General features: G+C 40.4%; 18 protein-coding genes and 2 pseudogenes. 9 read left to right on the forward strand and 11 right to left on the reverse strand.

What is annotated here, in order from left to right:
• Position 1: 1 nt before the first annotated feature.
• The 6 genes and pseudogenes from QT327_RS05590 to QT327_RS05615 form a co-directional block, all read right to left on the reverse strand.
• Positions 2-1,273 carry a dihydroorotase gene (locus QT327_RS05590; RefSeq protein WP_130856501.1) on the reverse strand — a complete coding sequence of 424 codons (1,272 nt, stop codon included), beginning with the start codon at positions 1,271-1,273 and terminating at the stop codon, positions 2-4.
• A gap of 266 nt (positions 1,274-1,539) precedes the next feature.
• Positions 1,540-2,811, reverse strand: coding sequence for a glucose-1-phosphate adenylyltransferase (locus tag QT327_RS05595; RefSeq protein WP_013668323.1), 1,272 nt, complete (start codon positions 2,809-2,811; stop codon positions 1,540-1,542).
• 1 nt (position 2,812) lies between these two features.
• Positions 2,813-4,234 carry a glycogen synthase gene (locus QT327_RS05600; protein ID WP_130856500.1) on the reverse strand — a complete coding sequence of 474 codons (1,422 nt, stop codon included), beginning with the start codon at positions 4,232-4,234 and terminating at the stop codon, positions 2,813-2,815.
• A 12-nt stretch (positions 4,235-4,246) separates the two neighbouring features.
• Positions 4,247-6,157 carry a 1,4-alpha-glucan branching protein GlgB gene (glgB, locus tag QT327_RS05605; protein ID WP_130856499.1) on the reverse strand — a complete coding sequence of 637 codons (1,911 nt, stop codon included), beginning with the start codon at positions 6,155-6,157 and terminating at the stop codon, positions 4,247-4,249.
• A 143-nt stretch (positions 6,158-6,300) separates the two neighbouring features.
• Positions 6,301-8,747: pseudogene (locus tag QT327_RS05610) on the reverse strand (glycoside hydrolase family 31 protein).
• Positions 8,748-8,900: 153 nt separating this feature from the next.
• Positions 8,901-10,166: a condensation domain-containing protein gene (locus QT327_RS05615; protein WP_289552318.1), complete on the reverse strand. Its 1,266-nt coding sequence runs from the start codon at positions 10,164-10,166 to the stop codon at positions 8,901-8,903.
• A 391-nt stretch (positions 10,167-10,557) separates the two neighbouring features.
• Here QT327_RS05615 and hisG point away from each other — a divergent pair, with 391 nt between their 5' ends.
• The 9 genes and pseudogenes from hisG (at position 10,558) to QT327_RS05660 (ending at position 18,937) form a co-directional block, all read left to right on the forward strand.
• Positions 10,558-11,409: an ATP phosphoribosyltransferase gene (gene hisG / locus QT327_RS05620; protein WP_289552319.1), complete on the forward strand. Its 852-nt coding sequence runs from the start codon at positions 10,558-10,560 to the stop codon at positions 11,407-11,409.
• A 131-nt stretch (positions 11,410-11,540) separates the two neighbouring features.
• Positions 11,541-12,839 (forward strand): histidinol dehydrogenase, encoded by a 1,299-nt coding sequence (gene hisD, locus QT327_RS05625; protein WP_013668329.1) that lies wholly within the window; start codon positions 11,541-11,543, stop codon positions 12,837-12,839.
• 59 nt (positions 12,840-12,898) lie between these two features.
• On the forward strand, positions 12,899-13,963 hold the full coding sequence (gene hisC, locus QT327_RS05630) for a histidinol-phosphate transaminase (protein ID WP_013668330.1): 1,065 nt from the start codon (positions 12,899-12,901) through the stop codon (positions 13,961-13,963).
• Between the two features lie 73 nt (positions 13,964-14,036).
• Positions 14,037-15,194 carry a bifunctional histidinol-phosphatase/imidazoleglycerol-phosphate dehydratase HisB gene (gene hisB, locus QT327_RS05635; protein ID WP_242627218.1) on the forward strand — a complete coding sequence of 386 codons (1,158 nt, stop codon included), beginning with the start codon at positions 14,037-14,039 and terminating at the stop codon, positions 15,192-15,194.
• Positions 15,195-15,302: 108 nt separating this feature from the next.
• A complete protein-coding gene (gene hisH, locus QT327_RS05640; protein ID WP_013668332.1) occupies positions 15,303-15,893 on the forward strand; it encodes an imidazole glycerol phosphate synthase subunit HisH in 591 nt (196 codons plus the stop codon).
• A 12-nt stretch (positions 15,894-15,905) separates the two neighbouring features.
• Positions 15,906-16,654: pseudogene (locus QT327_RS05645) on the forward strand (1-(5-phosphoribosyl)-5-[(5-phosphoribosylamino)methylideneamino]imidazole-4-carboxamide isomerase).
• The gene (hisF, locus tag QT327_RS05650) at positions 16,624-17,412 is read left to right on the forward strand and encodes an imidazole glycerol phosphate synthase subunit HisF (protein ID WP_013668334.1); all 789 of its coding nucleotides are present in this window, start codon (positions 16,624-16,626) and stop codon (positions 17,410-17,412) included. Before QT327_RS05645 ends, hisF begins: the two are co-directional and overlap by 31 nt.
• A 17-nt stretch (positions 17,413-17,429) precedes the next feature.
• Complete coding sequence (gene hisIE / locus QT327_RS05655; RefSeq protein WP_130856494.1) at positions 17,430-18,017, forward strand: bifunctional phosphoribosyl-AMP cyclohydrolase/phosphoribosyl-ATP diphosphatase HisIE; 588 nt, start codon at positions 17,430-17,432, stop codon at positions 18,015-18,017.
• Positions 18,018-18,019: 2 nt separating this feature from the next.
• Positions 18,020-18,937: a WD40 repeat domain-containing protein gene (locus QT327_RS05660; RefSeq protein ID WP_130856493.1), complete on the forward strand. Its 918-nt coding sequence runs from the start codon at positions 18,020-18,022 to the stop codon at positions 18,935-18,937.
• Here QT327_RS05660 and QT327_RS05665 read toward each other — a convergent pair.
• From QT327_RS05665 to QT327_RS05685, 5 genes are all read right to left on the reverse strand, one after another.
• Positions 18,930-19,694: a hypothetical protein gene (locus QT327_RS05665; protein WP_289552322.1), complete on the reverse strand. Its 765-nt coding sequence runs from the start codon at positions 19,692-19,694 to the stop codon at positions 18,930-18,932. The genes QT327_RS05660 and QT327_RS05665 overlap by 8 nt on opposite strands.
• 82 nt (positions 19,695-19,776) lie before the next feature.
• Positions 19,777-21,741, reverse strand: coding sequence for a M1 family metallopeptidase (locus QT327_RS05670; protein ID WP_130856491.1), 1,965 nt, complete (start codon positions 21,739-21,741; stop codon positions 19,777-19,779).
• A 136-nt stretch (positions 21,742-21,877) separates the two neighbouring features.
• Positions 21,878-22,222, reverse strand: a complete 345-nt coding sequence (locus tag QT327_RS05675; protein WP_130856490.1) for an arsenate reductase — start codon at positions 22,220-22,222, stop codon at positions 21,878-21,880.
• 61 nt (positions 22,223-22,283) lie between these two features.
• Positions 22,284-22,844: an aminoacyl-tRNA hydrolase gene (pth, locus tag QT327_RS05680; RefSeq protein WP_013668340.1), complete on the reverse strand. Its 561-nt coding sequence runs from the start codon at positions 22,842-22,844 to the stop codon at positions 22,284-22,286.
• A gap of 68 nt (positions 22,845-22,912) precedes the next feature.
• Positions 22,913-23,500 carry a 50S ribosomal protein L25/general stress protein Ctc gene (locus QT327_RS05685; protein WP_013668341.1) on the reverse strand — a complete coding sequence of 196 codons (588 nt, stop codon included), beginning with the start codon at positions 23,498-23,500 and terminating at the stop codon, positions 22,913-22,915.
• Positions 23,501-23,531: the final 31 nt, after the last annotated feature.

A 23,531-nucleotide genomic window follows, 5' to 3' on the forward strand; every position in this document is an offset into this window, starting at 1 on the left:
ATTAATTTAGTGTACTATATACCTTATTATTATTCACCACCAAATTTACTTTGCCCATTAAAGTAGCGCCATAAAAAGGACTATTAATCGATTTGGAATAGTTTGTATTTATATCAAAGGTCCAATTTTCTTTCGGATTAAACAAAACTAAATTCGCAGCAGCTCCAACGGTCAAAGATGGCGTCGGAAGCGATAAAATCTCGCGCGGCCTTATTGAAATTTTTTCTATTATTAAATCGATTGATAATTGTGCTTCGAGTAGCAAAGGCAAAGTAGTTTGAAGGCCGATTATACCATTTTTTGCAATTTCAAACTCTACGCGCTTATATTCTACTTCATGGGGCGTATGCTGAGAAACAATCGCATCGATCGTACCGTCTAATAGCCCTTCTTTCAATGCCTGTATATCTTCTGCTGTTCTCAACGGGGGGCTCACCTTATAATTACTATCGAAACCGGCGACACGATCATCCGTTAAAACCAGATGATGAGCGGCGACGTCACAAGTGACCTGTATTCCCTTCTGCTTGGCTTCCCTTATCAGGGATACACTCCCTTTTGTACTAATTGTGCTAAAATGAATAACAGTGTTGTGGTAATTAGCGAGCGATAAATCTCTCGATATCATCAATTCTTCAGCAAGCCCGGGATTTCCCTTCATTCCCAAATAGGTACTCATAACACCCTCATTCATTTTTGAGTGATTTGCAATCGAAGCATCTTCCGCAAAAGACATGATCAGTGCACCGAATCCCTTGCAGTAGAGGAGTGCTCTACTCATTAGTTCTGCCTGTTGAATACTTTTATTGCCATTGGAAAAAGCAACAGCTCCCGCTAACTTCATATCATAAAGCTCTGCCAGATCATTACCCGTTCTCCCTTTACTTATAGCTCCAATCGGGTAAAGAGATACCAGTTGATTTCTCGCTAAATTTACAACCATGGATATCTCTCCTTTACTATGTAGGGCAGGCTCTGTGTTAGGTTGCATCGCTAATCCGGTAAAACCACCTGCCGCAGCAGCGGCACAACCGCTTTCAATCGTCTCCTTTGTCTCCAATCCCGGCTCGCCTAAATTTACGTTTAAATCGAAAAATCCCGGAGCCAAGTATTGTCCATTAGCGTCAATAACCGTTGCATCTTCGTCGTTTATGATATTCTTATTTTCAATGGCCTCGACTATACCCCGATTGATGAGAACATCTAGCGTTTGACCATTTTTTTCATGTCCGGGAAAGGCTAACGTGGCAGACTTTATCAGTATTTTATCCATGTAAAACAATACGTTTTTTGACAAATAAATATAAAGTGTCAGTGGCTTTCAGTGAAAAGCTTGACAACATCGTGCAAAAAGGGAAAAATTGTTTTAATATAACCGATGGGGTTATAAAACTCATTGAAGAATGAAGTACAATCTGAGGAACTTTCATTAAAAAACAAAAGTACAAAATAGTCGTTAATGCTAACGAATATTTTGTACTGAATTTGATGTGCCAGTTAGCTGATACGATCGTTAGCTAACTGCGAGTTGGCCGACAATTAACCGATAATCGTATTATCGGCAATCACGGCTCGTTTCTTAATAACGATAATGCCGTCCTTCACCGTATAGGTTTCAAAGTCTCCATCCGGCAGATGTGGGCCACCTTTAATCTGTACATTGTTACCGATTGAACAGCTCTTATCTAAAATTGCCGTGTCAATATAGCAATCTTCTCCAACCCCAACAATGGGCTTGTTAGTTCTCTTTGCATCTTCAAGCTCTTCAAGGTTTTGATAAAAATCACTCCCCATCATATAGGTATTCTTGATAACCGTACCCTTCCCTATCCTAGAACGGACGCCGATAACCGAGCGTTCGATTTCCTTCGCAGCAATAATACAACCATCCGCCACAATAGCGTTATAGAGCGTAGTCGCAGCCATTTTAGATGGAGGTAGCATACGAGGTCTTGTAAAAATACTCTGTTTATCAAAGAGGTTAAAGGCAGGTATTTCATCTGTTAAACCAATATTAGCTTCAAAGAAAGAATCAATGTTACCAATATCAGTCCAATAGCCATCATATTGATAGCTTATCACTTTCTTTTGATCGGTAATTGCATCAGGTATCAGTTCTTTACCGAAATCCAATCCCTGATTTTGTGTTAGCAGGTCGTTTAGTACCCCTTTACTAAAAACGTAAATTCCCATCGAAGCGAGATAAACCCTTCCCGCATCTTTCATTTCGTCACTTACCTCCGAACTCCAGTCAACAAGCAATTCTGTTTTAGGCTTTTCTATAAAGGAGGTAATATGCCCCTCATCATCAGATTTCAATATACCAAAAGAAGTAGCGTCCTTTGCGTTAACGGGGATCGTGGCAATGGTGATTTCTGCTTTCTTACTAATATGAAATTCAATCATCTCTTGGAAATCTATCTGATAGAGTTGATCGCCCGATAAAATAAGGATAAAATCATAATCGTGATTGACCATGTAACGTAAAGAGTGCCGCACGGCATCAGCGGTTCCCTGAAACCATTTATCTCCTTCAATCGTCTGTTCGGCAGCGATAATATCAACGAATCCTTTACTGAAAACACTAAAGTTATAAGTGTTTTTAATATGCGTATTTAGTGATGCCGAATTGTATTGGGTCAATACAAAAATTCGATTGAATCCCGAATTCAAACAGTTGGAAATAGGTATGTCGACTAAGCGATATTTACCGGCAATTGGCACCGCCGGCTTTGACCGTTTATCAGTTAAGGGTGCTAACCGGGAACCCCTCCCCCCTCCTAGCACGATGGATATTACCTTTGGAGTCATATTAATTAATTAGTTTTTTATATAAATCTGTATACTTGGCTGCCGATTTTTCCCAGGAAAAGTCGAGCTTCATTAATTTCTTCCTTAGGGCAGTCTGCTGCTTTTGGTCCGTTTGACGCCAAAAGTGCAAAGCGCGTTCAATGCCCTCGCAAACCCCGTTAACACTAATGTCATTAAATAAGACACCATACCCTTCTCGACCGATATCTACCACGGTATCTTTCAGCCCTCCTGTTGCATGTACTACAGGCACCGTTCCGTAACGCATAGCATACAATTGATTTAACCCGCAGGGTTCAACTCGAGACGGCATCAATAAAAAATCTGCACCGGCATATACTTGGTGAGCCAGTTCTTCATTATAACCAATAAACAAGGCCAAATGTTGTGAAAATTGTTCGCGTATTTTTAATAATGACGCTTCGATGCCCTTATCTCCTGATCCTAAAACGAAGAAATTAACCTCTCCTTCAAACCGTTCTAAAACAGATACGAGAACAGATGCTAATAGATCAGCTCCCTTCTCCAAAGCAAAACGACCGATGAAAACAAACAATGGTAGACTTGCGTCCATACCGTAAGTATCACACAGGATGCTCTTATTATTTTCTTTACCCTTCTTAACAGCAGCTGGTGAAAAATTATTTTCAAGCATGGGATCGGTAGCCGTATCCCAAACCTCTGTATCAATCCCATTTACAATCCCATATGACTTCGTCCTTTCAGCCTCAAAAAGGCCCTCCAAACCATTAGCTCTTACGTATAACTCATGTAAATATCCTTCTGAAACCGTCGTGTAAGCCCAACAACATTTGATTAGGGCTGCTAAGGGGTTAATTAATCCGTTCCAATCGAGCAAGCCCCATCGCCACGTATCAAAAGTGGGCATGAGCGAAGCGCTATTCCAGCTTAGCCATCCCTGATACTGTCCATTGTGAACGGTGGCAACTGTTGGAACACCCTTTAACAAGTTAAATTGATCCACATTTTCAATATAAAATGGAATCAGACCTGCATGATGATCATGGCAGTGTATAATGTCGGGCCGTTGGTAAGTTGCACATAGCCAATCCAAAGCGGCATGTTGAAAAGCCAAGAATTGTTCGCTTTCATCCGGGTAGCTATATACTTCCTCCCGATCAAGTAAGCCAGGTATTTTAATCAAAATTAACTCAAAGCCTAGCAGATTGCTGCGTTCTCGTAAAACGCTGTAATGGTAAGAGGAATTGCCTTGTTGGATGCTACCTTCGTGTAGAACTTCGAACTCATTATTCTGTACAAAAGTCTTGTTATAGAAAGGCATCACAACGGAGGATTCAATTCCAGCCTTCCGCTGATATTTGGGTAAAGAACCCAGCACGTCCGCTAAACCACCAACTTTGGCCACAGGATAACATTCCGCGGCGAAATGAATTACACGCATTTTTCTTTCGTTTTACCTTGTCCTTTTCAAAACTAAACCACTTAATGGAGGTAGCGTAAACTTCGCCGAATAGGCCTTGTTCATCCAATGATAAGGTTCGGCTTTAATAGGCTCGCAGTTAATTCCACTTCCAAAATATACTTTATCGTCTGAATTCAATAGTACCTCATAAGTTCCTTTATGAGGAAGACCGATACGATAATAATATCGCACTACAGGTGTCAGATTTAATATAACAACCAAGTCATCCTTCTCCGATCTCCCTTTCCGATAATAAACAAGCACCGAATTTTCATGGTCACCTAATTCTACCCATTCAAAACCCTCCGGCGAAAAACTTTTTTCATATAAAGCGGGTTGCGTCTTATATAAATTATTTAAATCTTTCACAAAACGAAATAAGCCTTCGTGTGGCGGAAAATTGAGCAAATGCCAATCTAGCGATTGGTTGTAATCCCATTCCGCAGTTTGTCCGAACTCACCTCCCATAAATAAAAGTTTAGTGCCCGAATGCGTAAACATATAAAGATATAACGCCCGGAGGTTTGCGAAACGTTGCCATTCATCCCCGGGCATTTTGTAGATTAACGAATGTTTTCCATGCACAACCTCATCATGCGACAAGGGAAGCATAAAATTTTCATGAAAGGCGTATACGGTACTGAAAGTTATCTGTTGATGATTATACTTACGATAAACGGGGTCCTGTTTAAAGTAGTTCAAGGTATCATGCATCCACCCCATCATCCATTTCATGCCAAATCCCAAACCACCGGTAAAAGTAGGTCTACTAACTCCCGGCCAAGCCGTCGATTCCTCAGCAATTGTTTGCACATCAGCAAAATTTGCATAAACGGCTTCATTTAGTTCTTTAAGGAAACTCACCGCTTCCAAGTTCTCACGACCACCGTATTCATTCGGTATCCATTCACCTGCATTGCGCGAATAATCTAAATATAACATAGAAGCCACCGCATCTACCCTTAAACCATCCGCATGAAATCGGTCCAGCCAAAATATTGCATTACTTATCAAAAAGGCCCTAACTTCATTTCGTCCATAATTAAAGATATAGGAGCTCCAATCGGGATGATATCCCTGTCGTGGATCTTGGTGTTCGTATAAATGCGATCCATCGAATCGATACAACCCGTGAGCATCCCCCGGAAAGTGTGAAGGAACCCAGTCGAGAAATACACCAATATCGTTCCGGTGCAGTTGCTCAATGAGATACATGAGTTCTTGCGGTGGACCGTAACGAGCACTGGCGGCGAAATAGCCGGTTACTTGATAACCCCATGAAGGATAGTAAGGATGCTCCATGATAGGCATAAACTCTACGTGCGTAAAACCGGCCTCTTTAATGTAGGGTACCAATTTATCAGCAATCTGCCCGTAACTTAATAAATGATCAGGATGCTCGGGGTCTCGCATCCAAGACCCCAGGTGTAATTCATATACAGATATAGGCCTATCCAAACCATTGTGAAGATGCCGTTTCTCCATCCAATCCTGATCCTTCCATTCATACCAGGTGGTACCGACTTTAGAAGCAGTTTTTGGCGGTGTTTCCCAAACTAAAGCAAAGGGATCTCCCTTTTCCAGATTTTCTCCGGTTGCCGTCTTGATAAGATACTTATAATTGGCCCCTAAAGGCACGTCAGGAATGAAGCCCTCCCAAATACCGGAAGCATCCCATCGAATATATAAGTGGTGCAAATGGGGGTTCCATCCATTAAAATCACCAATTACGCTGACTGATCGGGCATTAGGCGCCCAAACGGCAAAATAAGTTCCTTTTCTTTCCTCTTTTTCTAGATGATGAGCACCGAACTTTTCGTATAACTTAAAATGTTTTCCTGCTTTGAAAAGACTAACATCAAAATCAGTAAACAGTGAGAATACTTCAACAGTATTATGCATATAGTGTTTTTTTACAGTTAGGTGCGCTCTATAATGATTACTTTAGCTAAAAAGCAACCTGTCCGAACTTATTTCGGAGACACATTTCATTTCTACAAAAGAGAATATTGACCGTTACGTCAAACCTTCGCCCTTCTGACTCTTTATTCGACAACAATATTCCGGAAATCTTTATCAACCTGAATAGTAGGAACCCCTTCTTCTTCTTTCCATTCAGTAATTCGATTATCAACCAATATTCTATTTATTTCAATGGTAAACCTATAAAACTCAGTTTATAAGTTTCATATCTCTCTGTAAACAATCCATCGATCGTTTGGTTTAAGGTTAAGCTATTTTTTTCGCCTTTTAGTACAATTTTTTTCTCAAGGTAAATCTCCTGTTCGTAGGCAAACGTATCGCCATGATCTTCATAAAGGAAAGAATTCACTTCTATGTCCGCGTAATAAACTCTTAGCTTTAAACTATCAACCTGCCGAAGGTCCACGTATTGCATAACAGGATACTCGGGAATTACGGCTCCTGCTTTGATAAATAAAGGCATTTCATCTAACGGCGTTGCTATATCGTGTTCTTCCCCCCCTTTTAACACCGTATCAGACCAATAGTGATACCAGTAACCCGCAGGTAGATAAACTTTTTTGCTCACTTGTCCAGGATTGACTACAGGAGAAACCAACACCTTATCACCAAAAGAAAACTCCTCCTCTCTTGGGATATTCGATTCTATTGCCTGCTCTAGCATAGAGATCGGTCTCAGAATCGGAAAGCCGTACTGCGCATGTTCCCAAAAAACCGAATAAATGTAAGGTAGAAACTTATAGCGAAGCTCGATGAACTTTTTGTTGATTGCTTCTAGTTCCGCACCAAAACTCCAAGGTTCCCGCTCTCTTGTATCGCCGGCCGAATGTGCTCTCATAAAAGGTGAGAACACCCCAAATTGGATCCACCTAGTAAACAATTCGCCATCAGGTTCACCGCTAAATCCACCGATATCTGTTCCACAAAAAGACATACCCGATACCGAAAGCCGTTGGAGCTGCAGAACACCCAAACGAAGATGTTCCCAAGTAGCCACATTGTCGCCCGTCCAGACGGAAGAATATCGTTGAGTTCCAGCATAGGCCGCTCGGGTTATAGTGAATGGTCGCTTACCATGATTCAATTTCTTAAGCCCTTCATAGGTGGCTCGTACCATCTGCATTCCATATACATTATGCGCTTTGCGATGAGAGCCCCGGTAGCCGTCGTAGTTATGTCTCACATCGTTCGGGAATGTACCACGACCAAATACAGCCGGTTCATTCATATCGTTCCATACGCCGGCTACCCCGACATCAACCAACCCCTTGAATAAACCGCCCCACCATTCACGTGTTTCGGGATTGGTAAAATCAGGAAACTGACATCGTCCGGGCCATACATGACCTTCCATAAAATAATCATCACCTCTTCTACAGAAATATTTGTTTTCTTTGCCTTCTTTAAATACCCAATAATTATCATCCACTTTAATACCCGGGTCTATAATAACAACCGTTTTAAATCCCTGATCTGCCAGGGTTTTGATCATCTTTTTTGGATTTGGGAAATAATGTTTATTCCAAGTAAAGCAGCGATAACCATCCATGTAATCGATATCGAGATATATGGCATCGCAGGGAATATTTCTGGATCGAAAACCTGCCGCTATTTCGTGTACTTTGCTTTCCGGATAATAGCTCCATCGGCATTGGTGAAATCCCAAAGCCCACAAGGGAGGTAAATAATGAGTACCTGTAATACTATGATAGCGCTTCACGACGTCCATCATATGGGGGCCATGAATGTAATAGTATTGTAGCTCACCTCCCTCCGACCAAAAGCTGGTTTGGTCATGTTTTTCAGCAGCAAAATCAAAATAGGTTTTGAACGTATTGTCAAAGAAAATTCCATAAGCCTCCCCTTTGTTCAATCCAATATAAAAAGGGATACTTCGATACAAGGGATCTTGATCAAAGGAAAATGAATAGGTGTCTGAATTCCAATTGGTCAATCTTTTACCACGCAAATTTAGGTGCGTGGGTTTATCGCCTACACCATAAAAAGCTTCTTGCTCTTCCGCAACTTTGGTACAATAAACATAATACCCCCCAAAATCCGGATTTTCTTCCCAATGCATCGGCGTGTGATCCCGATTGATAACCTGTCCTTCACGGTCCTGAAAAGATATCAAGAAATCCTTTTTATTGATGACGCAAGTCACAGTATTAGTACTTACGCTATAAGTATCCTCTTCTTCCTGAAATGCGTAAAGCGCTACATGTTGATCAGGATTTGGAACTGCATAAGAAAAATCGTCTAAAAATTGGCTATGGGGTGCTAGCCTAATCCGTATGATTTCATCACTTACCACCTTTACTTCTACAGCGGCAGAACCATCTGTAAACACGTAACTATTACCTCTTTGTACATATCCTGTGATCTTTTGAAGATACTTTTTCACAATCTGCGGCAAATCCAGTACCGGGTTATTAACATGTTGTATACCGGATTCTAACGTCTCTTCCTGAATCGGTTCAATTGCATCTTTATTAATTGTCTCAGCCATATTCCGTCAATTTCAAATTTATATAGCCAATGTACAGTATTTGCGGTATGAATGCAATAGTCTGAAAACGATTTATAATTGTTTCATTTATACTGGATATCTACGACGATCTGCCCTAAGAATTGATGTCTTTTTTTACCGCTTTTTTTACATTCACTTGGTCAAAAGAGAAGTCCGAATAATTTCAAGCGCGCGCGTTTGAAAGGCTCGTGCCACAGGATAAGACAGGAAGTTTTCGTCTGATGTAAACATAAAATCGATCTGTCCCTTAAAGCTGGTAATGGATAAGGTAGAAGGATTACCCAAAGCAAAGAGACTAGCTGGCGCGTACAAGTTTTCAATGGCAAGTGCGCCGTAGCGCTCCTCCAATTGAACACGTCCCATATTTGAAAAAGTAAAGGCGTGCGTCCCTTTGTCTTTCTTTGCATAGTTGGTTATTTGCGGTATTAACGGCGTGAGCCCTTCACTAAAAACCAACGTATCATAAACCGTTAATTTTTCCATACGTTTTGCTAATGCAACCTTTAACATCTCCGCTTGTTGCCAAATGTTGCGAGCGGAATTTTTTTTCAGATGTAGGGGAACCATTGCAGGAAAAGCAAAGAGCATGTCATTTTTTACTTCCTTAATAAATCTTCTCATATCGATCGAACAAAAGAGTTTTACACATCGCCTTCTGCCATCAACATCACCATAAGCTGTCAAAAATACGGCGCTCAAAAAGGTGTGGATAGAAAGTCCTTTAAGCTTGCATTGTTCAAGAATCGCTTTTGATTCTTCTTTGCTTAAATTCCAATGAATAAAATAGGGGTTACATCGATTGATTTCTTTCTTAAAGGAGGCAAAGCGTAATGCCGTTTTTACTATCATTGGAAGGCATTTGGCGATAAACCTGTTACCCTTATTACGTTTTACATGCTCCGGGATAAAATCGAGCACAGACGAAAATTGGTCATAGCTACCAATATCCATTGCAGGGTTCCCTAATACACAGAGGGTCTCATTCATTAAATTCAGCACGGATCTGCCATCACAAATACAATGGTGGCCAACAAACATTAAGTCTGAAAGAATCTCGCCTCTAATCCACACAACACGTAAAAGTAAGCTATCAGTGGCATCGAAGGGGGCGAGACATTCCCGCACGAATTCGCTTTTCCAATCGTCGTCGGTAAGACGGTCAATAACTCGGACTTGAATATCTTTTTTTATTGTAGCTTGGACAAAATAGGGCGCACTGCTAACATCTTGCTCAATGTGAACATTTAAAAGAGGATGTCTCCGTTGTACTTTATCGAGGGCCGCCTGTAAACATGCCTTACTAAAGCTTCCACGAATCGTAACCGTCGTAACGACATTATTGGCAATGGCACCGCCAGCATATAAAGTTCCTTCCAGAAAAGTTAATTTTCTTTTCATTTGCTTATAATAGGCTATGGGACCAAACTAATAGGCAAGGTCAATGTCTCATAACATGAGGCATTCATCCCATATTTAATGTGAAGATAAGTAAAAAACCTAAAAAGTGAAGTACTATCGTTTTTGTTACACATGAATTTTTGCTAATAAAATTCACCTTTTATTTGCAAAAACAAAATTGAATCCTATATTTGCAACATTCTTCTTAACAAAGAAGTCCAGAATAAGAAAATGTTAAAAGTCTTCACACATCACGTACATTTCCATCATCGCCCTTGCGGCGATATGTAATAAGTATGTTTCTACGTGAAGCAGTTAAACCCCGATTCATTTACTTTTTTATATTCATCTGCATGTGCTTTGATACATGTAATAAAATATTATACTATCCATGTCATCCTTAAAAATAGCTATCCAAAAGTCGGGTAGATTAAACGAAAAATCTGTAGAGTTATTAAAAAACTGTGGCCTAACTTTCGAAAATTATAAAAGCTCACTCATATCTTCCGTATCCAATTTTCCACTGGAAATTCTTTTCTTACGGGATGATGATATACCGGAGTACGTTCAAGATGGGATCGCCGATCTAGGTATTGTCGGTGAAAATGTGATTAGTGAAACTGAGGTCAACGTACATTTTTTGCAACGCCTTGGTTTTGGAAAATGTAATTTGAAGATTGCCATACCAAATGAAAGCGAATTAGTACAAATAAATGATTTAGAGGGGCGAGCCATCGCCACTTCTTACCCCAACATCCTAAAAAAATACCTTTCTGACAATCAAATTAATGCAACGATTCGCACCATATCCGGATCAGTTGAAATTTCGCCGGGATTAGGATTAAGTGATGCTATATGCGATATCGTTTCCACAGGAGGCACCTTAAAAAGTAATGGCTTAAAACCTTTTGCTGACGTTATGTCATCGGAGGCCATCCTAATCGGCAAAAACGGAATCGAAAAAGAAGAGGCTGTGAAAGAGCTAATGCAGCGAATTCAATCCGTTTTGAAGGCAAAGGAAACTAAATACGTTGTACTTAATGTGAAAAGAGAAAATCTTCAAATAATAGTAGACCTGCTCCCCGGCGTAAAAAGTCCAACGGTGGTGCCTCTTGCCGAGGAAGGTTGGGTAGCCGTCCATACGGCCATACAAGAGCGTGACTTTTGGGAAAAAATAAATAAACTCAAAGCCGCCGGTGCTCAGGGAATTGTTGTCATGCCCATTGAAAAGATTATTATGTAATTGGACCCAAGATATTGGTAGCAAGACATATGTAGCAAGATGCAAGACAACCGTATAAGAAGGTGAAGAAAAATAACGTCTACCTGTCCTGATACTTTCGTCTTGATACTTTATCCTAATACAAGTAAAGCATGTTAAACACATATAACTATAAGGAGCTTTCCCCTGATGCGTTAAGCCAGCTGATTATTCGCAATACAGATCCGGCTCATACCATTCAGGAAACGGTTGACAATATTATCCAAAATGTCCGACAGAAGGGCGATGCCGCACTGTTTGACTTTACGGAACGGTTCGACAAAGTTAAACTGGATCGTTTGTATATTGAAGAGGACGATATTCAGTTGCTAGCAACCAGCATTGGTAGAGACCAGCAAAGGGCGTTGGAAATCGCTTTTAACAACATTTACAAATTTCATCAAAATCAATTACGTAAGGAAAAGAAGATCGACACGATGCAAGGCGTCACGTGTTGGAGGGAGGCGCGCCCCATTGAGCGTGTAGGACTTTACGTTCCCGGTGGGTCGGCTGTACTTCCAAGTACTTTTCTTATGCTTGGTGTCCCTGCTCGAATAGCGGGATGCAAAGAAATTGTCGTATGTTGCCCCCCACAAGCCAGTGGACTTATAAATGGCTATATTGCTTATTGTGCATATTTATTAAAAATTAAACGGATTTATCTGGTCGGCGGTGCCCAAGCGATCGCCGCAATGGCATATGGCACTGCAACCATTCCGAAAGTTGACAAGATTTTCGGTCCGGGCAACCAATTTGTAACAAAGGCTAAAACCATTGTACAAGCTACCACGAATACGGCGATCGACATGCCTGCCGGCCCCTCGGAAGTACTCATTATAGCTGATAAGACGAGCAATCCTATTTATGTAGCAGCCGATCTGCTTGCACAGGCTGAACATGGAAAAGATAGTCAAGCTATCTTGGTTAGTGATAGTGAATCCCTTATAGAACAAGTTAATCAAGAGCTAGCTAAACAGGTAGAAGCGCTCCCAAGAGTTGAAATAGCTAAAGCGGCCATCGCTCATTCCTATGCCGTGCTTTGCAGTGATTTAACACAAGCGATGTCGTTCAGCAATGCCTATGCCCCGGAGCACTTAATTCTTGCGCTCGATGACTGGCAATCTATTATAAACAAAATAATCAATGCCGGATCGGTTTTCTTAGGGCACTTAACACCTGAAAGCGTGGGAGATTATGCTTCAGGAACGAATCACACGTTACCGACAAGTGCTTATGCAAAGGCTTATTCCGGTGTGTCAGTAGATTCTTTTATTAAAAAAATAACTTTTCAACACATTACGCCAATTGGAATAAACCAATTAGGTCCTACCGTTGAAATATTGGCAGAACTTGAAGGGTTACACGCACATAAAAACGCTGTAAGCGTTAGATTAAGGCATAAAGCTGAGTAGCATTTTTTTACCACCCCTACGGGTGGCAAGCTTTTTACATTTTACTTTTTACTTTAAAAATGACCATCAACATTCAAAACCTGTTAAGGGACAATATTAGAAAGCTTACACCTTATTCTTCCGCTCGTGACGAATTTAAAGGAGAAGCTTCTATCTTATTAGATGCAAATGAAAATGCATTTGGTTCACCTTTACCTGTAAATTACAACCGATATCCGGACCCACTACAATTAAACTTAAAGGAAAAAGTCCGCCAAATCAAAGGTGTTCCTACGGAACATATTTTTGTTGGCAATGGAAGCGACGAAGCAATTGACCTTCTATTGAGGGCCTTTTGTCGCCCGGGTATAGACAATATTATTATCGTTCCGCCAACCTATGGAATGTATGAAGTATCCGCCAATATCAATGATGTTTTAATTAAGCGCGTCCCGCTGACGACAGAATTCCAGTTAGACCTTAATAGCATAGCTGAGACGATCGATGAAAACAGTAAAATTATTTTCATCTGTTCGCCCAACAATCCTACCGGGAATTCGATCAATAGAGCAGATATAGAAACGCTGTTGAATAACTTCAACGGTATAGTAGTGGTAGATGAAGCCTATATAAACTTCGCCAAACAACGATCTTTTATACAAGAGTTGACAGAATATAATAACCTGGTAGTGCTGCAAACGCTTTCTAAGGCTTGGGGATTGGCGGGATTGAGAATAGGAATGGCTTTTGCGGCCCGCGATATCATTGATGTGCTTAACAAAATAAAGCCGCCATACAACATTAACGAAGCGTCTCAAACACTTGCAATACAAGCTCTTGAAAATGTAGACGAAATCAACACATGGATAAAGACTACCGTCAGAGAAAGAGAGAAATTAGTTAAAGACCTCTCAACGCTCCCGCTTATACAATACATCTATCCTTCGGAGGCAAATTTCATCTTGGTAAAAATGACTACCCCTCGGGAAATTTACAAATACCTTGTTGAACTAGGCATTATTGTACGCGACCGATCGTCGGTCATATTATGCGAAGGATGCCTACGTATAACTATAGGCACTCCCGAAGAAAACCAGCAACTCTTACATGCACTTCGCACGTATCCGTTGGTTAATGGTCAGTAGAATAGTACTTTTGGATAATAAAACAGAAAGCTAAGTAAACACAACGGTGGCGTGCTTGGCTAGATTGTAAAGAATGATCGATAATATGGCTAGTAGCAATAATAAAAAGCGAATTTTGTTCATCGACCGCGATGGAACATTGATTATTGAACCGGAAGATGAACAGATAGATTCCTTTGAGAAACTTAAATTTTATCCTGGGGCATTACAATACTTACCCCGGATAGCCAAAGAATTGGACTATGAATTAGTTTTAGTGACTAATCAAGACGGTTTAGGTACCGATTCGCATCCTGAAGCCAATTTTTGGCCTGTACACCGCTTCATTATGGAAACTTTCGCCGGTGAAGGCGTGCACTTTAGCAAAGAGCACATCGATCGTACTTTTCCACATGAACAAGCGGAAACCAGAAAACCAGGCATCGGTATGCTAAAAGAGTATTTTGATACCGAAAAGTATGATTTAGCGAACTCCTATGTGATAGGTGATCGGATTAACGATGTGCGTCTTGCACAGAATCTAGGTGCAAAGGCTATCTGGTTACGAAATAACGACGCACTTGGAGCAAATGAAAACCTTCTCGTTGATGCCGGTGTTATTGCCTTAGAAACAACCGAGTTCAAAAAAGTGTATGAATTTTTGAAAGTTGGCAATCGCGCGGCGGTGCATCAACGAACAACGAATGAAACAGATATTTACGTCTCTGTCAACTTGGATGGGAAAGGTCAAGCGGCAATCGAAACAGGTCTTCCATTTTTCGATCATATGCTTGATCAATTAGCTCGCCACGGTAGCATGGACTTGACGATAAAGACAAAGGGCGATCTTCACATCGACGAGCATCACACAATCGAAGATACTGCCTTGGCATTGGGAGAAACGATATTGAAAGCACTGGGTGATAAAAGAGGCATCGAACGATATGGTTTTTGTTTACCGATGGATGATTGCCTGGCACAAGTAGCTTTGGATTTCGGGGGAAGGAACTGGCTGGTATGGGAGGCGGAATTTAAGCGCGAAAAAATAGGTGAAATGCCTACAGAAATGTTTATCCACTTTTTTAAATCCTTTTCAGATGCAGCTAAATGTAATCTGAACATTAAAGCAGAAGGACAAAATGAGCATCACAAAATCGAGGCAATTTTTAAGGCTTTTGCCAAAGCGATTAAAATGGCGGTAAAAAGGGATCCCGACCGAATGGAACTTCCCAGTACGAAAGGTGTGCTTTAAAGGTTTAGGGTGTAAGGTGTAGGATGAATGTAGCGGTTTGAGTAGATAGTAATAATATTGGTAATTTTTTAGAGCTGATAGCTGTGTGCTAAAGGCGAATAGCTAAACATGATTGGAATAATAAACTACGGTGCGGGCAACATTTTTTCGTTGACTGCCGCGCTCGATCGGCTGAGCTTAAAATATGGTATGGTTAATGCAGGAGATAATATGGATCGATATAGTCACATTATTATACCCGGCGTTGGCCATGCAGGAGCCGCCATGCAGAAACTGCAAACATCTGGACTAGTTAATTCGATAAAGGCTCTGACAAAACCGGTGTTGGGAATTTGCGTCGGCATGCAATTACTGACGCGCCATTCGGAAGAAGGAAATGCTCAATTATTGCATATTATGGATATTGACACACTGCATTTTGCTCATAAGATCCCCTATAAAGTTCCTCACATGGGATGGAATAGCGTGAATTCAAGTTATGATAATAACCTTTTTAAAGGAATACCGGCTGATGCATATTTTTATTTTGTCCACTCTTATTTTATCGAATATAATCCTACTTTTACACTCGCTTATACAACGTATGGTCTTAAGTTTTCTTCAGCTATACAGTTTAACAATTTTTATGGAGTCCAATTTCACCCTGAAAAATCAGGAGAAGCAGGAGAACAATTATTAAAAAATTTTTGTACAATCTAATCAAGAAAAGTCATGTATATTATTCCAGCAATCGATATATTGGATAAAAGGTAGTTCGTTTACGAGAAGGTAAATACGATGATATTACCACCTATGATATCAGTTTGGAGGAGATGATAGAAAAATATCAGTCGAACGGCACCGAATTTGTACATATTATTGATCTCAATGGCGCAAAAGGCGATTTCAGCAATCAACAGTATCTTTTTGACATTATCAAAAAAACCGACATGAAGGTTCAGTACGGCGGTGGGGTCAGAAGCATCGATAAGGTTAAGGAATTGATTGACTCCGGTATACATCGCGTCATCGTTGGAACGCAAGCCATCACCAATCCGGAGTTTTTAGATGAGCTTAGCCACCTTTACTGTAATGGAATCAAATGTTCCGATCACATTGTAGTTGCTATAGACGTACTAGACGAGGTCATTAAATATTCGGGCTGGATGGAAAGTTCACCTTTAAAGTTAATCGATTATATAGACAGATGCCTTGGTTTGGGCTTCTTCAGGTTCCTTTGCACAGACATCAACAAGGACGGAAAACTTGGCGGAGCGGGTATTGATTTGTATAAAAAACTTTTAGATCACTCCCCTATCATCAAATTAATTGCCTCCGGTGGTATCAGTTCCATGGATGATATCAAAGCCCTCGACGAACTTCGGATAGAAGCATGTGTTGTTGGAAAAGCCATATACGAAAATAGAATAAGTATTGAAGAGATAAAAGAATGGAACCTTCGCTCACTGATCAATTTTTAAATACGGGCGTTGCTAAGCGTATTATCCCTTGCTTGGATGTAAAGGATGGGAGAACCGTTAAAGGAGTTAACTTTGTCGATTTACGCGATGCGGGTGATCCAGTTGAGCTGGCATGGCAATATTCCAAGCAAGATGCTGATGAATTGGTTTTTCTGGATATAACCGCCACGCACGAAAAACGCAAGACAACGATTGATATGGTCAAAGCCGTTGCGAGAAATGTGAATATTCCTTTTACCATTGGCGGAGGCATACATGAGATTGGCGATGCAGATATATTATTAAATTCCGGTGCAGATAAAATTTCCATTAATTCTGCAGCTGTTAGAAATCCAGGATTAATCGACGAACTGGCCGATGCATTTGGTATTCAATTCGTTGTTGTCGCTATTGACACGAAGTACGTTGACGGCAAAAATTATGTTCACCTCAATGGTGGACGGATAAAAACGGATATCCTTACAGAAGAGTGGATAAAGGAGGCCGAAAGCAGAGGCGCCGGCGAAATATTACTCACATCCATGGACCATGACGGAACAAAGAATGGTTTTGATTGCAAGTTACTCCGTACTGTTAATCAAAGCTTAAGTATACCTATTATTGCCTCCGGCGGAGCGGGCAATCAACAACATTTTGTAGATGTTTTCTTAGAAACACAGGTAGATGCTGCTTTAGCAGCTTCCGTTTTTCACTATGGGGAAATTCGTATACCTGACCTGAAGGGAACACTGAGAGCACATGGTATAGAAGTCCGTTAATGTAATTTATTTTAAAAATGCTAGATTTTAATAAAGGAGCAGGCTTAGTTCCCGCTGTCATTCAGGATTATCAAACATTAGAAGTACTTATGCTGGGTTACATGAATGAAGAGGCATGGGAAAAGACGCAAAAAGAACAACGTGTCACCTTCTTCTCACGCACTAAGAATCGCTTATGGACAAAGGGAGAAGAAAGCGGTAATTACTTAGAGCTGGTTGAAGCGTCTGTTGATTGTGATAACGACACCCTACTAATTAAGGTAAATCCAAAAGGCCCAACCTGTCATACCGGATCTAGAAGTTGCTTCAAAACTGATTTTAATCAAAATTTCATTTTTCAATTAGAAAAAATTATTGATGATCGCTTTATCAATCCTAATGAAAGTTCTTATGTAAACAAACTGCGGGACAAAGGCATTAATAAAATCGCGCAAAAAGTGGGAGAAGAAGCTATAGAGACCGTTATAGCTGCACTGAAAGAATCAGACATGGATTTTATTAACGAATCATCAGACCTGATCTTTCATTTACTTGTTCTATTGAGAGAAAAAAACATCCCCTTGGTACGTATTGCTGAGAATTTAGCTAAACGGCATCATAAATAGTCATGAACAGAATAGAGGTTAATAAGAAATATACTTTATCAGGGCATCAAAATCCGATCTTTGCCGTTGAGACGGGAAGTACTCCCTCTATGCTGTTCACGGCAGGCAATGACAAAGGTGTGGTGGAATGGGATCTCGATGTAGGTAAATTTAAAAGAATACTCCTCCCTGTAAAAAGCTCTGTATATGCGCTGCACTACCTTCCTGCCGGCAAATTACTAGCCATTGGCGAAAGAAGCGGTTTGGTGACTATTGTGGATGTTGAAAAACATTTGGTGGTGGCTAGACTGCAACATCACGAAAAGCCGATTTTCGGGATACAGGCCTTCCTTACAAAACCTGAGCTGATTGTGTCGTCAGAAGATGGTACGGTATCTGTCTGGGACACTGTGAATTTCAAGTTGCTATATCATTTCAATGTGTCTGCAGAAACGGTCCGCTGCATTGCACTTAACCGCACCGAAGATACCATCGCGTTCGGTGCAAAAGACAGTAAAATAAGATTATTTCATGCCCGGGACTATCTGCAATTTCAAGAAATCAATGAGCATAGTGCCGCCATTACTGCACTCACATTTTCTCCCGATGGCAACTTTCTATTAACCGGCGGACGCGATGCACAATTAAATGTATTCGAGACAAAAGATTTTTTATTAAATAGAAATATCACGGCACATATGTTCAGCATTTATGGCATCGCTTACCACCCAAGCTTTCCCTTATTTACTACCGCGAGCCGCGATAAAAGCATTAAGATATGGCGCGCCACGGATTATTCCTTAATGAAAAATATTAGTTTGGAAAAAGGGTACGAAACACATCGTTTATCGATAAATAATATAACCTGGATCAACGATCATACCTTCGCCTCAGTAAGCGATGATAAAATGGTCCTTATTTGGAATACAGAGCTTATTTAGCACGCTTTTCGGGTTCCTTATTATCCAGCTTAATTTTCTCCTTGGCCGCGGAGCTTAAATCTTTATACTTATTATAAGAATCCATAATGTATAGACGGAGGGTCTCGTCATTCGCTTCCTGAATGAATGACGCTTTCGGACGATATTTTGCCATAAATAAGCTCAAATCTTCTCCTCTTAATGGTGTCAAGCTTGTAATCAACTCCTCTGTAAATCGCGCATCTATAATCCGATTATTACTTTCTCCTTCCAACATTCTATATTGTCTTCGGGCGTTACGAGCGCCCTTCCCAAATATGCGTGAGGGAGAAAAACCAATTCCTCCCATACGCTGTGTACCATTTGTGCTACTTCCTCCTGAAACTGTATTCGCAAACTGCCCTTCTTTTCTCAAACGTTCTTTCTCTTCGGCAATCCGGCTATTAGTCAAAGCGTTAATATTGACCTCATCCAACATTCGAGGATCGTTAACGGAGGTGAGGTATACTCTTTTTAAAGCAAAATCTGTTACTACTAAACTGTCCGTACGGTAACCTGGGTAAGAAAACACCAAAATATCATCCTTATCGGCTCGAAGAGAAAATTCCCCTGATCTATTACTACGTGTACTATCATGTTTATTTAAATTCTTCACCGAAACCTCCGGCATTAGCTCGTTGCTCTTATACTCCAAGACAATCCCTCTAAAACGATCCTGAGCACTTACGGTAATAACACTAGCCAATAGCAAGGAAAATAATATAAAAGGCTTTATCATATATTCAATGAATCTGGTATTTTCAGGTACAAACTAAACAGTTTTTGGCGAAAAGTGTTAGCTAAAACATAAAATTTAACATTTATTGCACATCGGTCCAATTATTATTGGCAGGATTAATGTCCGGAAAAACTTTATCAGGATCAATAACAACCGATTTAAGCCTTTCATTTGTAGCCACTTTAAATGAGAATGTCTGATTTCTTTCCCAAATTTCTACCGGAAGCTTTATCCGCTGCTTGTTACCGTTTGCTGATACAATTTCAACTATGAGCGGCATAGGCATTTCCTCGAGATTGGAAACGGTGATGATCGCACCTTTGGCAGGATCGTTTTCTACATATTTCACGCCTTCAACCGCTTGATCCAATTTCCAATTATACTGAAACCATGACCGCCAAAACCAACTTAAATTTTCGCCTGCCACGTTCTCGATGGTTCTAAAGAAATCAAATGGTGTAGGGTGTTTATAGGCCCAATAGTCAATATAAGTTTTAAAAGCCCTATCGAAGCGTTCCTCGCCCAATATATGTTCGCGCAAAATTGTTAATGCCAACTGCGGCTTCCTGTAGGCAAGTGTCCCTATATTACTTTCCTTCATATTTTGTGGAGACGACATAATAGGTTCAACGTCATCGCTAAAATAAACACGCGCCAAATCATGTCCATTGTATTTCGCTGTTCTGTATTCACCGTTATTAAACGCTTCTTTTGATAGGGTATTGATAAAGCTATTGAATCCTTCATCCATCCAGGCATACAGACGCTCGTTACTTCCCACAATCATAGGAAACCAGATATGACCAAATTCGTGGTCTGTTACGCCCCACAGGCTGCTTGCTTTGGCGGTGCTTCTACAGAAAACAATTCCCGGATACTCCATCCCTCCTATGTTCGAGGCAACATTTACGGCAATCGGATAAGGATAGGGATACCATTTGCTTGAATAATATTCTATAGATGATTTCGTATATTCTGTTGATCGTTCCCAAGCATTATTACCATTACTTTCCATCGGATAGGCAGACACGGCCATTGATGTTTGTCCGTTAGGTAAGTTAATTTTTGCGGCATCAATAATAAACGAGCTCGATGAAGCCCAAGCAATATCTCTGCTACGATTAAGTCTAAATCGCCAAGTCAGTTCTTTTTTGCCCTGTGGCCTGGATGTTGGGTTTGTCACTTCTTCACCGGAACGGATCATAACAGTTTTATCGCTTTTTTTAGCTTTTTCCCATCTTTTTAGCTGCTCCTCGGTATAGACTTCATCGGGATTTAACAGCTCTCCTCCACAAACGACAATATGTTTGCTAGGAGCCGTAATTTCAACATTGAAATCACCGTATTCTAAATAAAATTCGCCCGGACCTGTATAAGGCTGTACATTCCAGCCTAACACATCATCATAAACAGCCATTCTGGGATACCATTGTGCAATGGCGAAAATATCCCCATGGGCAGTTTGCAGTATGCCGGTTCTATCTGCGCCATAATCCGGTATCGTATAGCGATAATGGATGGCAAGCTTGGTGTTTCCTCCCGTTGCGTCCAAAGCTTCCGGTAAGAAAACTTGCATTCTTGTATCATTGACCTGATAAGCTATACTCTTACCATCGGCTCCTTTAACAGCCTCAATCGTATAGCCTCCGTCAAAAGGTGTATCATGTGAACCGTATCTGCTTTTTCCTACCGGAACGATCTGTGCCCCGCGACTCTTTTTCGAGAAAAGGTTTTGATCCAATTGTAACCACAGGAAGTCAAGCCTATCCGGACTGTTATTGGTATAATCTAAATATACAACGCCTTCTATCTCTTTGCGTTCCTCATTCAAGCGAACTTTTATTGTATAATTAACACGATTCTGCCAATATTTTACGCCAGGTTTCCCGCTAGCTGACCGATATTCGTTTCCATTTTGGGTATAAAAGATCGGGGCAAAGGCTTTTTCATAATCGTATTTGCTTGGCGCAGGGACAGTCTGACCAAAGGAGGTCCCTATCGTAAGAATAAAAGCAATGAGCGCAATGAAGGGTTGTTGTTTTAGCATACTTATAAATCGAAAAATAATTTGTAAGGCAAAAATTTGCCTTGGCTTTGACTATAAGCCGCTAATATAACTTTATTTTTAAGGCTGCCTTATAAAAATAAAGGCTTAAAATATCTATTTTAAGCCTTTGTAACAATTATTTTAGTTTATCTTGGTATTCCTTTTCGTCAAACCCAAGAATCAGGCCTTTCGGCGATTCAATAACCGGTCTCTTAATAACGCTGGTTTTTGCTTGCATCAATTTATTGGCCGTTTGCTGATCTATGACTGCCGTTTTTTCCGCATCGCTTAAACTTCGCCAAGTTGTACCTTTTTTATTTACTAAGGATTCCCAGCTCACTTCCTTTTCCCAACGTGCTAAAGTATCTTCACTGACACCTAACTTCTTGAAATCCTGAAATTCGTAAGAAACGTGGTTCTTATTTAACCAATCCAATGCTTTCTTTACCGTGTTGCAGTTTTTGATTCCGTAAACTTTCATATTTTTAATATTTAACACTTAGGTATTAGCTAATGGCTAAGCCCTACAGCTTTAACTACAGTTATTTATTAAAATTTGTCATTGTCAATTCCAAGCCTACCGTTACGAAACTCTTAATTGCTTCCACGGAATGTGCAATAAGTGCCGGTAAGTCGGCTTTTTCTTCTTGATCGAATGGTCCTAAAACATAATCTATTTGCCGCCCCTTTGGGTAGTTATCACCAATACCAAAGCGCAAACGTGGGTATTGCTGTCCTCCACAAAGAGCTTCGATATTTTTGAGTCCGTTATGTCCGGCAGCACTCCCTTTCGGTTTGATACGAACGCTTCCAAAAGGTATAGCTAAGTCATCCACAATAACCAAAACATTGGAAATAGGTATTTTAAGCTCATGCATCCAATAGTTAACGGCCTTTCCACTCAAGTTCATGTAAGTAGTGGGCTTAATGACATGAACGGTTCTACCCTTATGTTTAAATTCCGAATAAAAAGCATATTTCAAGGTAGAATACCCGGCACCAAATTCTTTTACGAGTTCATCCGCTACCATAAAACCTATATTATGTCTTGTGTCCGCGTATTCCTGCCCGATATTACCTAAACCAACGATTAAATATTTCATTTTTACCCTATAAAAAAAGCATCCGATGCTGATCACCGGATGCTTTTGGTAAATTCTTAAAAAGATTTTTATTTTTTACCGGCTTTAGCAGCTTCCTGTTCAGCTTGTTTTAATGCACGCGACATAATTACTGAAACGATCGTATCATCAGCATTGTTAAGGATTTTAGCATTCTTAACTTCCACCGCACCGACACGTACTGACTTACCTACTTCTAATGACTCCAAGCTTACTTCAATTACTTGAGGCATATCTTTAGGTAAGGCTTTTACACGTAATTTACGCAATTTCTGAACCAACTTACCTCCCATTTTTACACCGGGTGATGTGCCTGTCAAGGCAATAGGAATATTCATTGATACAGCTTTATCATCACTTAAAGCCAAAAAGTCAACGTGAATAATTTGATCCGTAAGCGGATGATATTGTGCTTCTTGAACGATTGCTTGATACTTCTTTCCGCTAATTTCAAGATCTACGAAATTAACTTCAGGTGTATAAATCAAAGGTTTCAAATCAGCTGCGGACACAGCGAAGTGATATTGTTCACCACCTCCGTAAAGAACAGCAGGCACCTTACCGGCGTAGCGTAATTCTTTTGCGTCTCTTTTCCCTACGTTCTCTCTAGGAGAACCGCTAATAGCAATTGATTTCATTTATTTCTATTTATTTATTTTTTATACGTCT

Origin of the sequence: Olivibacter sp. 47 (genome assembly GCF_030372825.1) — a bacterium.
Classification (GTDB): domain Bacteria; phylum Bacteroidota; class Bacteroidia; order Sphingobacteriales; family Sphingobacteriaceae; genus Olivibacter; species Olivibacter oleidegradans.